General features: G+C 35.1%; 13 protein-coding genes. 4 read left to right on the top strand and 9 right to left on the bottom strand.

Going from position 1 to position 14,201, the window contains the following annotated elements; all coding sequences use genetic code 11:
- Positions 1-100: 100 nt before the first annotated feature.
- The 4 genes from B0X80_RS18105 to B0X80_RS18120 form a co-directional block, all read right to left on the bottom strand.
- A complete protein-coding gene (locus B0X80_RS18105; protein WP_077342863.1) occupies positions 101-2,608 on the bottom strand; it encodes a DEAD/DEAH box helicase in 2,508 nt (835 codons plus the stop codon).
- 2 nt (positions 2,609-2,610) lie between these two features.
- A complete protein-coding gene (locus tag B0X80_RS18110) occupies positions 2,611-3,531 on the bottom strand; it encodes a HamA C-terminal domain-containing protein (protein WP_089024917.1) in 921 nt (306 codons plus the stop codon).
- Positions 3,532-3,628: 97 nt separating this feature from the next.
- Positions 3,629-3,919, bottom strand: coding sequence for a type II toxin-antitoxin system RelE/ParE family toxin (locus B0X80_RS18115; protein ID WP_077342867.1), 291 nt, complete (start codon positions 3,917-3,919; stop codon positions 3,629-3,631).
- Positions 3,906-4,163, bottom strand: coding sequence for a type II toxin-antitoxin system ParD family antitoxin (locus B0X80_RS18120; protein ID WP_077342869.1), 258 nt, complete (start codon positions 4,161-4,163; stop codon positions 3,906-3,908). The genes B0X80_RS18115 and B0X80_RS18120 overlap by 14 nt, the downstream gene beginning before the upstream one ends.
- 230 nt (positions 4,164-4,393) lie before the next feature.
- Between B0X80_RS18120 and B0X80_RS18125 the strand changes: the two genes are divergently transcribed.
- The 4 genes from B0X80_RS18125 to B0X80_RS20735 all read left to right on the top strand — a co-directional run bounded on the left by B0X80_RS18125 (position 4,394) and on the right by B0X80_RS20735 (position 9,976).
- Complete coding sequence (locus B0X80_RS18125) at positions 4,394-7,780, top strand: ATP-binding protein (RefSeq protein WP_077342870.1); 3,387 nt, start codon at positions 4,394-4,396, stop codon at positions 7,778-7,780.
- 3 nt (positions 7,781-7,783) lie between these two features.
- Positions 7,784-8,713 (top strand): response regulator, encoded by a 930-nt coding sequence (locus tag B0X80_RS18130; RefSeq protein ID WP_077342872.1) that lies wholly within the window; start codon positions 7,784-7,786, stop codon positions 8,711-8,713.
- A 235-nt stretch (positions 8,714-8,948) separates the two neighbouring features.
- Positions 8,949-9,671, top strand: coding sequence for a DUF1353 domain-containing protein (locus B0X80_RS18135; RefSeq protein ID WP_077342874.1), 723 nt, complete (start codon positions 8,949-8,951; stop codon positions 9,669-9,671).
- 68 nt (positions 9,672-9,739) lie between these two features.
- Complete coding sequence (locus B0X80_RS20735) at positions 9,740-9,976, top strand: ion channel (protein WP_425439719.1); 237 nt, start codon at positions 9,740-9,742, stop codon at positions 9,974-9,976.
- A 100-nt stretch (positions 9,977-10,076) separates the two neighbouring features.
- Here B0X80_RS20735 and B0X80_RS18140 read toward each other — a convergent pair whose 3' ends face one another.
- The 5 genes from B0X80_RS18140 to B0X80_RS18160 form a co-directional block, all read right to left on the bottom strand.
- Positions 10,077-11,456: an ATP-binding cassette domain-containing protein gene (locus B0X80_RS18140; protein ID WP_077342876.1), complete on the bottom strand. Its 1,380-nt coding sequence runs from the start codon at positions 11,454-11,456 to the stop codon at positions 10,077-10,079.
- Positions 11,457-11,494: 38 nt separating this feature from the next.
- Positions 11,495-11,953 (bottom strand): hypothetical protein, encoded by a 459-nt coding sequence (locus tag B0X80_RS18145; protein WP_077342878.1) that lies wholly within the window; start codon positions 11,951-11,953, stop codon positions 11,495-11,497.
- 107 nt (positions 11,954-12,060) lie between these two features.
- Positions 12,061-12,603, bottom strand: coding sequence for a hypothetical protein (locus tag B0X80_RS18150; RefSeq protein ID WP_077342880.1), 543 nt, complete (start codon positions 12,601-12,603; stop codon positions 12,061-12,063).
- A 106-nt stretch (positions 12,604-12,709) separates the two neighbouring features.
- A complete protein-coding gene (locus tag B0X80_RS18155) occupies positions 12,710-13,516 on the bottom strand; it encodes a sterol desaturase family protein (protein ID WP_077342882.1) in 807 nt (268 codons plus the stop codon).
- Positions 13,509-14,201 carry a CDP-alcohol phosphatidyltransferase family protein gene (locus tag B0X80_RS18160; RefSeq protein ID WP_077342884.1) on the bottom strand — a complete coding sequence of 231 codons (693 nt, stop codon included), beginning with the start codon at positions 14,199-14,201 and terminating at the stop codon, positions 13,509-13,511. Before B0X80_RS18160 ends, B0X80_RS18155 begins: the two co-directional genes overlap by 8 nt.

Genomic DNA, 14,201 nt, shown 5'->3' on the forward strand with positions numbered 1-14,201 from the left:
CTGCTTGAAGTGCTTTAACTGCATCTTCGAAATTGAATTGATTTGTCATGTGTCATTCCTGTTTTTACTAGTTTACTGAAATGACACAGATTTTTGAACACTACCTTCTAATCTCCTCTCTACATAGTGCAGGCATATCAATCGCGTCAATATTCATTGTTTTCAATAGGCCTAAATATTCTTCTATTTCTGGATCATCACTTGTCGCAAATTTACCAACTAAGTATAATGCAGTGAACCTTGATAGCCCTAAAGCCATTAAACTTAAAGCTTCTGGTTTAAATGAACCAAACTCTAAATATACATGATATGGCTCTATAGAAATATCATCAGGATCTTTACCTTTTTCAAGTAAAACTAATTTTAAAACATCTATGTATGCTGAAAAATACTTTACCAATTGAAAGCGCACTTGCTCTTCGAGAACTCCTAAAGTATCTCGAATAATACTTGATGTACTTTTATTCGGGTCTCGCTCTTGGATAAACTCCACTCGGTTAACTAAAACACTACCTAGCTTTTTACCCCATATCCATTCTTGAGCTAAATAAATTATCCAATTTTTATATTGTTCTGAAATTCTTAAATCAAAGCAATAAATGATTAACTGAAATGCATTTCCCATTTTATCTTTAGCTTCAGAATAAAATGGGGCAATTAACATATAGTCTTCCAAGGACTCTAATTCAGTTAAAACATCGTATAAATTTTGTAAGTGATCCGGCCTTATTGCTTTGTGCCTTTCCAGAATATTTTTATCTACTGTAATTTCTAAGTTTGTTAACTGTTCGATAGTTTGATCCAAAGCCTCTTTATTTTCTTCACTTTGATACTTATCAACTGTAGATAAATCAGAAAAATGTATATCGTGGTACAATTTACCTAAAGCAATTTCAGCTTCACCTTGTCTTTTATCATTTTCTAAATTGTCATTTAATAAATCTTGAATTAGCAGCCCTCCATCTTTCATTACAGTATCAAGCGCTGCTGTTACCTCCTGAAGCTTTTCACCTTGATAAGATGGTTCTGTCCATGTATCAGGTCTCAAACACCATATATTGCCATGGAACTCATGAAGTAAACGACCTGCTCTTCCAGACAAGTTCTGAAAATCAGAACGTGACATAGGCACACCTACTCCAGATTGAGGGTTTTCAATTATTATATGTTTTGCAGGTAAATTTACACCTTGAAGTAAAGTGCTCGTTGAACAAATAAAAGAGATTTTTTGTGTTTTAAATAAATGTTCTATACCAGTACGAACAATAGAAGGCATTTTTCCATAATGAAAACCAACACCTCCTCGCAAACACTTTATTAAGGCATAATCAGGATGAATATCTTTTATTAAAAAATCGATGAACAGCTGAACTTCATGGGTAACAATAAAATCATTATTAATTTCCGATAATTTATTTGCAACATTTTCAGCATCTGTAGGGCCATTAGCAAAAATAATGACAGATTCATTCTTTTTAACAATTGCCTTAGCTAATGATGCTTTTTGTAAAGGCTTAGCATCTCTAAATCTAAAACCTAAATTTAAATCGCCAATATTAACAGTACATTTACTAGCCAATAGTTGTATATTAATAAGACTTGGTTTTTTTGCGATTTCAGATAATAAAAGAATATTTTGTGATACTGGAGAAATCGTTTCAGTAAAAAATTTTCCTGTTTCTACTTTATCGAACAGACTCAAAAAATAGCCAGGGTTTTTAATTAATGGACTAGCAAATAATACGTCACAGTTAGGGAACTTCCTTATAACTAGTTCAACAGTATTTTGAAGCAATATGCCTCTTTTTCCCTTTTGAACCTCATGAGCTTCATCAACAATAAGAGCTGAAATAAAAGGGGATTCTGCCTCATCAGCATTTAAATAGCTCATCAATCGTTCTTGAGTTAAAACATAAATAACTCCAGTTCTTATATGCTTTTTTGAAACAGGAAAAGGAGCTGTACGAACAATTACTTCCTCTAACTCATTTTCTTTCAAAGACTTCCTGACTCTTAAAGATACTTCTGAAATTAAAGCTCTGGTAGGTACAACATAAACGATACTATTATCTTTACCTGACTTAAACTTTCTAACTAAATCTAAGCCTAATACAAAAGATTTTCCAGCAGAGGTTGGGGCTGAAATACTTAAATTTTTCTCTTTCTTAAGTGATTCATAAAATTCATATTGGAAGTCTGTTAACTGAATAACATTATCTTCATGTTCATTTATAAAAATAGTGTTTTCAATTTCTCGTGTTATACATTCCATTTTCAAGAAAACAGGTAAATCTTCTTCGCTAGAGTTATGTCTATTCCTTAAAAGTTTACGACTTGGAAAGTTACCCAATCTTGAAAGTACAACTTCAGCAGCATTGGTGACTTTATGATCTTTTCCATCGGTTATTTCTAATAATCTAGAAACTATTTCATATGCCAGTGACTTTTCTTCAGGTTCAGTCGAAAGTGAAAGTATAGAAGCCCCTCCCAACAAACTACGAATGTCTTTCTCATTAAGAATAGATATATTATCAGCATGAATATTGGATAATTGATGCTGGATACTAACTATTTCTAATTTTTCTATTAACGGCTCCATATTCTCCATTTTTAGTCTAATGCCTCATTAAAAGCATTTCGAAATTCAACGACTGATGGAAAAGGGATCATAAACACATCAAATGCCAGATGTTTTTTATCAAATTTATCAAATTTTTTCTGAAGGAGAGAAGTTATTCTACTACTGTCACTTATAAATATATCTCTAAAATCCTTCTCAATCTCAATATGGTTTTTTCCCGAACAAGTTTTATATCCATTAAAATCATACCCAATTAAACAAGAGTGATTAACTCGAACCCCGCTACCCGCTTCACCATGAATAAACAAGTTTGATATTTGTTCTTTAACACTGTCATCAGCATACTTAAAATGTTTAGTGACCATTGAAAACTCATGCTCATACATCTTAATATCATGAAAGTCAGAAATACTTTTTAAAGCCGAATCAATAGCTGATGATGCCTGCTTGTATAGCTTTGCTTCACCAAAATAAAAATCAACGATATTAAGCTCATCGTTCCATTTAGCATGAATTCCGTCAGAGCCCTTAACTTCATCTTTGTGATTTGTTTTAAGTTCCATTTTCGCAACAATTTGAGGTGCACCTAAAACAGCTTCCATCAAAAAGTAGAGTAAGGTTTCCCCTGCCTCTCCTGTTTTATCAGGGGATTCGTCAGTAATTTCAGGGTGTCTAAATAGCTTTCTAGCCTCTTTAGTTAATATAGTGGCCTGTCTATTTGATAGTTTATCATCTCTATTTTTAGCAGATAAACAGTAGTCAATGATGTAAGAATATAGCGTATTAGCCAGTGCTTTTATCATGGGTTGTTTATTTGCGTTAAACTTAAAGTGATGAAACCTTAAGGTCGTATCAATTCCTGATATTTGGTGGGAATGTTCAATTACATCTAAGCAAGTTGAAAAGTCGCTTTTTTCTACGCTATTAAATTCATTAATGTTTTCTAACAAAATAAGGTAAGTCCATTTTAATATTCCACATTATCTAGTTAACTATTAGATATTTTTCATTAAATAATTGGAAAAACATAAGTACTTGTAATCTATCTTAATCAAAAGAAGATTCCAAATTTTGATTGCGTAATATACGCATGATATCAATACAATTTTCGCCAATACGATAATATATAGCGTGGCTTCTATAAACACTACGTCGATAGCCCTCTCGAATATCATCTACGGCTTGATACTGTAGAGGGTATTCGGCAAGTTGTTGTAAGCGAACCGTCATGCCTTCAATGTAATTTGAAGCAGCATTTAAACCGAAGGTATCAATGCCAAATTCAAATATTTGCGCAATATCTTCAGCTGCTACCTCACTAAGTTTATAGTTCGCCATTAGCTTGCTTTCGTTTAATTACGTCTTGCATGATATTTTGAGGCGTTTTATCTGTGAAACCTCGCCCTTCAGCTTTAATAAGCTCATTACGAATATTCTCTATTTGAGTATTGCGCTGCTGCTCTTTACGAATAAGATCACGAAATATTTCACTATCGCTAGCATAATGCCCCGTCGCTATTTGCGCTTGTATCCATTGTTCTTGTTGGTCTGTTACTGTAATGCTTTTTTTAATCATCGGCATAATGATTTACTCCTATTTATTAGACTCAATCGAATAAGATAAGATTAAGTCATACTTAATCCTACCATAAATTATAATGTGATAAGAATAAAAAACATACATTTTTCCTTATAAACAAATACACTGGTAAATTTAGATACGTAAAACTACGCATGTATCAACATTCTATTTTTGTGTAAACTACGCGCTACGCGCATCTCCCTTAAATCATTAGTGAAAAGATAGATAAATTGCAGTCTAATCAAAAAATATTACCCACACGCAGAACTTACAATAAGCTTGTTGCTAACGAGATGATGGAAGATTTTGCCTTGCGCTTTACCGCTAAACGCGCACGTCATCATTCGTTCAGTAAAATAGCAATAACAGCCTTAGGCATTGTTTCTTTTTTAGTATTAGAAGCTATAGGTGGCGCGATAACCTTAAATTATGGTTTTGTTAATTCGGCATGGGCAATATTAGCCGTTGTATTCGTTATATTTTTTAATGGTTTACCGATAAGTTATTACTCAGCAAAATATGGCGTAGATATAGACTTACTCAGCCGTGGTGCGGGTTTTGGTTATATTGGTTCAACTATCGCCTCGTTGGTTTATGCTTCGTTTACTTTTATATTTTTTGCGCTTGAAGCGGCTGTTATGTCGATGGCGCTTTATCTGTTGTTTGATCTCCCCTTATATATTGGCTATGTGATTAGCGCTGTTGCGGTTATTCCTTTAGTTACCCACGGTATTGCTTATATCAGTAAGTTTCAGGTATGGACTCAGCCTATTTGGGCTGTATTACAAGTGCTACCTTTGTTTTTTGTGTTTAGTCATGCTGATACTGACTTTCAAGCATGGTTTAATTATACCGGTAATGCAGGTGAAACGGGTGCGTCGTTCAATCTATTATTATTTGGTTCGGCCTCTGCTGTATTGTTAGCGCTGGTTGCTCAAATTGGTGAACAAGTCGATTTTTTACGATTTTTACCTGAAAAACCTAAAAAAAGCCCATGGAAATGGTGGTTAGCCTTAGTATCTGCAGGCCCCGGGTGGATAATATTTGGTGGCTTAAAACTACTATTAGGATCGTTTTTAGCTTACTTTGCTTTACAACAAGGAGTTTCATTTGCGTTGGCTGGCGATCCGGCGCATATGTACAATTTAGCTTTTAGCTATGTGTTCGACAATGCCAACATCAGCCTGATTGTTGCCTGTAGTTTTGTGATAATTTCGCAATTAAAAATTAACGTGGCTAACGCTTATGCAGGCTCTTTGGCTTGGTCTAATTTTTTCTCACGCGCCACGCATAATCACCCTGGTCGTGTTGTGTGGATGCTGTTTAATTTAGCCATTGCGCTGCTATTAATGGAACTAGGCATTTATCAAACCATTGAAAAAATGCTAACGGTTTATTCAGTAGTTGTACTGGCTTGGCTTAGTTCGGTTGTGGCTGATTTAATTATTAACAAACCTTTAGGTATTAGCCCAAAAGGTATTGAATTTAAACGTTCGCGCTTACACGATATAAACCCTGTTGGTGTGGGCTCAATGATTATTGCAACCTTTGTGGGTTTTACTGCGCATTTTGGTTGGTACGGCGAAACCGTTAAAGCATTAGCGTCGTTTATTGCTTTTGGTTTACCTTTTATTACGGTGCCATTAATTGGCATGTTAACTAAGGGTAAGTTCTATCTGGTTAACAATAATATGCCCGAAATTAAGCAATCAACCAAATGTCATATTTGCGAAAACGAGTTTGAACAAGAAGACATGACCTACTGCCCTGCTTACAATAATGCCATATGTTCACTTTGCTGTAGTCTTGATGTGAGATGTGGCGATCAATGTAGGCCAGAAGCGACTATAGCGAAACAATCACATCATTTTTTCAATCGTTTTTTAACCACGTCAATACTAAGAAAACTCACTACTCCACTGATGCAATTTGTAGCAGTAACACTAAGTTTAAGTTTTGTTGGTGCTGGCATATTATTTCTTATTTATTTACAAGTTCCATTAGATGATCAAGGCATTAAAACGGTTTTTGCGAACACCTTGATTAAAATATTCTTCTTGTTGCTGATTATTATTGGCATAGTCAGTTGGCTATTTATTCTAGCGCGAAGTGGCAACCGTGCTGCTTTAAAAGAGCTAAGATCACAAACTAATGCCTTAGCTAAAGAAATTGACGCCCATAAAAAAACCTCTCTTGAATTACAAAATTCAAAAGAGGTAGCCGAGTCTGCCAACGAAGCTAAAAGCCGATATTTAGCCGGATTAAGCCATGAATTACGTACCCCACTTAATGTATTACTGGGTTATGCTCAGCTATTGAGTCAAGACAGTGAAATACCAACAAGACAACGAGAAACCTTATCCATAGTAAAAAGAAACGGTGAACACCTTGCTGATTTAATTGAGGGTTTACTAGAGATATCTAAAATAGAAGCAGGAAGAATCACCCTGCAAAAAGACGATTTCAATCTGTATTCAATACTAATGCAATTAGTTGAAATGTTTCAAATGCAAGCCAGCCAAAAAGGTATTAAATTTACTTATAACATTAGTAAAAACTTGCCCGTTTACGTGGCTACAGACAAACAGCGCTTTCGACAAATTTTAATTAACTTAATATCAAACGCGATTAAATACACTGAAAAAGGCTCGGTAAATGTTGATGTCTCGTACCGAAATAATGTAGCCCAGTTCAGTATTACCGATACCGGTGTTGGCATATCAAAAGCTAACCAAGAATTAGTTTTTAAACCTTTTGAACAAATAAGAAACGCTCATACACAAGCCATTGGTGGTACAGGTTTAGGGCTGACTATATCGCGTTCTTTAGCTGAACTAATGGGCGGAGAAATCACCTTAACTAGCGTTATTGGGCAAGGTTCTACCTTTAAATTACGTTTATTGTTATCGCAAACGAAGGAAAACCAAAAACAGCCTGAATACGCTATTACTAAAGCGGTTTCTTATGCTGGAGCAGAAAAAACGATATTGGTGGTAGACGATGATTCGAACCAACATCGATTAATGAGAGACTTGCTGCAACCGTTAGGTTTTAATGTGTTACTAGCACCTAATGCGACTACAGGTTTCGCCGTACTAGAAAGTAACACTGTTGATTTAATGTTGCTAGATGTAAGAATGCCAGAAACAAACGGTTGGCAAATGGCCAAGCAAATTAGGCAGTTAAAATATACGTTACCTATTATCATGGTTTCAGCTAATGCGAGAGATATAGAAGCTAACCAACAAGCTGAAGCTTTTCATAATGGCTACATAGCTAAACCCATTAACATCGATTCGTTATTAGGGAAAATAGCGCAGTGTTTATCTATAGAGTGGCAATACGAAAACATTCAAAATGACGCTGAAAACACCGATAATGACCCAGCGATAGAAGTTAGCTCCGCAGTAAATGCTGAGCATTACCAATCTTTAATCGCCATTGCTGAAATAGGTTATTTATCAGGATTTAAAGAACAAATGACAAAAATAGACAATGAGTTTGTTTTACCTAATAACGTAAAATCACAGTTGAATGAATATGTTGCACAGTGTAACTTTCCTAAAATAATTCAATATCTTAACGAGCTCATTAATCAAACTAATGATAAGAAGTAAGTAATGAACAATAAAATGAGTGATGTAGTATTAGTGGTTGACGACTCACCTGAGTCTTTAGGCATGTTAAACGTTGCCCTGAATACTCAAGGCTATACCGCGTTAGTCGCACTTAATGGTTTACAGGCGCTTTCCATTGTTGAAAAAGTACAGCCAGACGTTATTTTGCTTGATGCTGTAATGCCTGAAATGGACGGTTTTGAAACCTGTAAAAAATTAAAAGAACTACTCCCTAACACCCCTATTATTTTTATGACAGGCTTAACCGATGTTGAAGATGTGGTAAAAGGCTTTAACGCAGGCGGTGTTGATTATGTGACTAAACCCATATCACCCGATGAAGTTATTGCGCGTATTAAAACACATGTAAATACCGCGAAATTAGCCCTAAGTGCACAAGATGCATTAGATCATGCAGGTAAAAACGTGTTTTGCGTAAGTAACGAAGGTCGTTTAGCTTGGGCAACACCACAAGTACACGAAATAATAGACGAGCTTGCACAAGACAATATGACACCTTGGAGTACACTCGCAGAAAGCATTAAAACTTGGCTAAACACCACCGTTGCTACAAACATTACCGATAGTTCAACCGACACTACAGACACAAACAACCACCTGCTGATTAACTGCTTTACTTCACCTTTTAATATTTCGTATGAACGCAAGCAAGACAACTTACATTTATTGAGAATTGTTCAAACCAGCGTACAAAAATCACCTGAAGATTTAAAAGCTAAACTGCCTATTACCAAGCGCGAGTCAGAAGTGCTTTATTGGGTGTCGTATGGTAAAACCAGCTGGGAAATATCGCAAATATTAGCAATGAGTCCACGTACAGTTAACAAACATTTAGAACAAATATTTAAAAAGCTAGGCGTTGATAACCGAACCTCAGCCGCAGCTATTTCAATAAGGATATTAGAGGGTTAAAGCTGACAAATCACAGTATGTTGAATTATTCTAAACATACATATCACTATATCCTCTGCTTGCTACAATAAAGTAAGATTATCTCCGTCTTTCATGTAGCTGTTAGCATAGTAAAAAAGTTGTATTATTGATATTTCGATTAAAGTGACTTAATCTAAATTTGTAAATATTTAGTATTAAACAGATTCTTGCAAATCAACTGTTATGCTCTACACCACAGAAATAGGGAGTATTTATGTATAGGAAATTGAGTTCAGTATCGCTATTTGTACTTTTCACTGCGTTAGCAATATTTGCCGTTACAACTTATGCGGGTGAAGTAGAATATTTTGGTGAGTTTTCTGGTGAACCTAGTTTTAAAGTAAAGACTAATGACGAGGGAAGACCCACTTTCATACTGTTAGATAACTTTTCTTTTACTGATCCCAACGGTTTTAAATGGGAAGTACCTAAAAACTGGGAGGTCGATGGAGCTTCAATCCCCAAGTTAGCCTGGTCATTTGTTGGTGGACCTATGAGCGGTAAATATATCCACGCTTCGATAATCCATGACAAATATTGTGATACTAAAAAACGTACATCTCATGATACTCACCGTAATTTTTACTATGGAATGAAGGCTAATGGTGTATCCGAGGCAAAAGCTAGCGTAATGTATTGGGCCGTTAGAACCTTTGGCCCTAGCTGGAAAGTAGTAAAAGTAGCTACTAGCCACAAATTTATGGGTCCAAGTACGTATAGGCTTAAAACAGTAGCGGTATCACCTCCAGATATTTCAGAAGAAAAAATGAAAGATTTATTAAAACTGGTCAGAAAGGGAATGCCTGTAACACAGTTGGAATCTCTTTCAGACAAGGTTCGCAATAAGTACGGAGCTGAAAAATTACAGCGAGTGGTTCCGACGCTTAGCGTAGAGGAGATAGGTACCACACCAAAAATAAAGCTGCCAAAATTTTAATTGAGATATACAGTAGTAAGACTTAAGTTACTCAAACGAATGTTAAAAAGTTGACTAACACTCTTTTCTTGTACATTTCACTCAACTATTTTTTTGCGCCGCTTAGTGATGCGCCGCCAAGGAATTATGAGTATCAGTTAAAAAATTACTCGCATTGTATTTCCTTCGATAATTATTTTTGCTCTCGTGTATTACTTTTCTCCTTTAGGGTTCTTAAACAAAGAATTGTCCTTTATCAGGCAATATATTTTAGTGTTGGGACCATAACAATACTGGGATATGGAGATATTCATTTTTTGAAGTAATAACGTCTGTAGAAGTTCGAGAAGTTAAGGTTTCAGAATTAAATAAAAATATTGAAGAAAAAATTTAATTAGTATGTTCGATATATTATTGTTTTTAAATTCATAGCTTTATATGCTGCTTAAATATAGGTAAAAACTCATCTTCTCTATGGCTGACTAATAACATAGTGCTATGTTTTTGCTTGTCTAAGTGCTCTAAAAAGTTGAGTAATCTATGTCGGTTTAATTCATCTAGACCTTGGGTTGGTTCATCTAAAATAATTAAGTAAGGTGATTTAACCAAAGCGCGAGCAATTAATGCTAAGCGTTGTTCACCATAACTTAAGCTGTTAAACACACTGTGTTGATGGGCTAACAAACCTATTTTTTTTAACCACTGGCGAGCAATAATCACTTGTGACGGGCTTGGCTGTTCGTACAAACCAATAGAGTCGTAAAAGCCTGAAAGTACCACAGTTAATAAATCGCAGTTAACGCGGTATTGTCGATGCATTTCTGAGCTTACAATACCCATTTGTTTTTTAAGTTCCCAAATACTTTCGCCAGAGCCTCGTTGATAACCAAGTACCTGTATATCGTTGCTATAACATTGCGGACAATCTCCGGTAATAAGCTGCATTAAGGTTGATTTACCACTACCGTTTTTACCCGTAATTAAAGTGTGTTGTAAAGGCTTAATGGCAACATCTAAATTTTCAAAAACATTTACGCCACTATAACGAACTCTACCTTGGTTTAATTTAACTAAGTAAGAATGCTGGTAATCTGACAACTGTTTAGTGTTTTCAGGCCAAGTTGTTTCATCAGGAATGGGCGCTAATAAAGCGTCTAGTTGATTTTTAGTTTCAGTGTTTTCTAGCTTACCAATAACATCAAACTGCCCTCGCTCAATAAAGGCTATGTTATTACACCAGCTTGGAATATCTTGTCGGTTACTTAACATCAATACTATGCTAATACCGTTTGAAGATAAACGCTCTAAGGCTTTCGATAAAGCATCACACGACTCTACATCTAAACTATCAAATGGGTTGTCGCACACTAAAAGCTCAATACCATTAAAAATGGCTTGTAGTATTAAGAGTTTTCTCCCCTCACCTGTACTTAATTGGCGATAGCCAGTTTCAAGACGATGACTTAAACCAAACTCAGCTATTAAGGGATCGTTCCATTTGCTTTCAGGTAAAAAGTCTTTCGCTTGAGTACCAATGTCATTCGCGTTAATAAAGTCGCTAGCGTCTATTTTCAGCTCATGCTCGTAAACCTCTTGCTGAGTTTCAAACGAGATCATACCGACTTTATTTTTATCGGGTAAGGTGAGCTGCTCTGCAGAATAAGGCGATAAATCACCTGTTAAGAGTTGATCTATGTATTGTTTTCCTGAGCCATTTCGCCCTAATACACACCAACTTTCATTTTTATTGAGTTGCCAATTTTTGATGGTTAACTTGTTATGTTCAAAATTTACAATGTTTATCATGATACGGTTCAATATAGTTTAATCATTAAGTAGAAGGGCTACTTATACCAACTCTTTGGATCTGAACTAAAGTCAGAGGCAACTAGCCGGTTTAAATAGGTAAAGTCAGATTTATCTTTTACTTCGTTATACACTTCTTTAAACGAAGGTTTTGCTAGCAGCAGCTTTATTCCCATAGACCAAGAGGCCCATGTATGCTTTGAAACACGGCCTTTCGCTCTTAAATAAACTTGCTCGTTTGATAAATCAAGATAGTTAAAAATAAGCTCTCTGACTTTATTTCTTTCACTTTCTTCAATGGGTTCGCCTATCAGCACGTTAACGGGTAGCTCCATTGACAAAGTACGATATTGTTGATCTAAACTGTCTTCAAATGCTGCCTGTGCTTGCTCTTTACCTACTCTGATTTGCCATGCACCAAACCCTACACCTAATGCAGTAACTAAAGAACCAACCGCTGTAGCAGCAGAACTCACTACCCCCCAATCAATAACCACGATTTTTATTCCTTAGGTTGAAACAAATAAAATTGGTAAATGTATAGAAATAATAACCTAATATAATATTTATATTTGAAATCATGTAGATATTTACAATAATATTTTTATAGACTTACTCTCAATTGCTTTTCTAATATATCAAGCCAATCCTCAAAGCATTTTTTATTTACATTTCCACCGAAAGACATTCTCTCACTTTGACTTACAAGAAAACGAATTAAACGAACCATCAATATAATAAAATCGAAAAGTTCTTTAAAAGTAAAAATATATAAATCAGGCTGCTGATGAATAAATGTATTTCTAATTTTCTGAATATTTTTTATCTGATTTAATTCATTTTTAGGGATTATTTTACTACCTGTATAAGGAAGAAATTCAGGCTTTTGAAGTTTTTGGTATAACCATTCAATATTATCTAAATCACCTGCATCCTCTTGATAAAAGCTTTTATTTCGGACGAGAAAAGATGACGTTGTAATTAATGATAAACACATAGTACTTTGTAAAGCAGTATGACCGAATATAAATGCCCACTTCAAATAACTCTCTCTACCATTTTTTATTTTTTTTAATGATGAAGAAAGACTTTCTAATGCCATTAGCAAATCAGTTTCTAATTCAAAACTTATTATTTTTTCAGGCATATAAACTCCAATAAATAACGTTACTACATACACTCAAATAATTTTTTAAACTACTAACCAAATATATACATGTCTTATAAATATGCTAAGAATAGACCAATTGTATTTATTTATTTTTAAACGGCATAATTAATAATCCCCAAAGCGAGGCGTTTTGTTTAGCTTGAGGGTATTGGCTTAATCCGATATCAAGATCACCATCACTTTTAATGGCTGAATCTTTATAACTGCCAAATAATTTATCCCACCAAATAACACTAAAACCGTAGTTTGAATTGGTTTCTTTAACCACTTGGCTGTGGTGAATTCTATGCAAAATTTGCGTCATTAATACGAGGCGTAATGGTTTTTCAATCGCTTGAGGTAAGCGAATGTTAGCATGGTTAAATAACGCTAAACCATTGAGAGTAATTTCAAATATAAGTACGGCAATGGCAGGTATACCTAACGCGGTAACAACAAGTAGTTTGATAACAATACTTAATACGATTTCGATAGGATGAAAACGTAGGCCTGTACTAGTATCTACATGCGCATCAGCATGATGAACACGGTGTAAACGCCATAGCATAGGAACGACATGGAATAACCTATGTTGCCAATAAATAATAATATCTAATATGAATAGGCCTAGTACAACTGTTAGCCAAAAAGGTAAGTTTACATTGATATAAAATGCTTGGTTAAACAAGCCGATAGCATTTTCAGTGTTATAAAGCGCAACAGCAGTTAAACCAATAGGTATAATTAACCGAGCGAAAATCGACGAAACAAACACCAAACCAAAATTGGCAGTCCAACGTTTAGTTTTAGTAATAGGAGACTGTCGCGCAGGTTTGCAGCCTTCAAGCAACATCATAACCACTAAAATACTAAAAAAACAGCCAAGTCGCCACCATACTTCGTTAGTCATTTTTCGCCTCTGTATTTATTTCAGAGACTTGCCCTGCTTCGTTTATTAAGACTTTACTTTTCATATCCGCTTCTTGTTGTTTTAGGGTGTGATAGCCACCGTGTATACGAGTAAAAATAGTGATCATACAAGCAAGTGAAAATAACAAAGCTAACCATGGAAACGATTGTGGCCAAATACAAAAAGCAATAAATAAAGCTATAGTTTCCGTACCTTCGGTTAAACCATTAAGATAATAAAAGCTCTTATATTTGAATTGTGGTTTATCAATTTTAAATTTTTCAGCGGCAATCGCAAAAGCTAAAAAGCTTGAACCTGTACCAATAAATGTTGCTAGTAAAATTGAACCAGCGATGCCATTAAGTTCGGGATCAGAAAAAATAAAGCCTAACGGAATAGCCGCGTAAAACAAAAAGTCTAAGGTGATATCTAAAAAGCCCCCCGCACTTGAGCTTTGCTTAGCATAACGAGCAAGTGCTCCATCTAACCCATCTAAAATACGGTTTGCTATAATCGCAGCCAGTGCCCAATACCAAAGCTGAAAAGCTAATAATGGCACCGCTAACATACCCACTAAAAAGCCATAAAATGTTATTTGATCGGCAGTAATTTTGCGTTTGTGTAGCAACATGACAACAGGCGTTAACAAAGGTTTTATAACCGGCGTGATATATTTATCTAACAT

This window comes from Pseudocolwellia agarivorans (assembly GCF_002000085.1).
GTDB classification, from domain to species: Bacteria; Pseudomonadota; Gammaproteobacteria; order Enterobacterales; family Alteromonadaceae; genus Pseudocolwellia; species Pseudocolwellia agarivorans.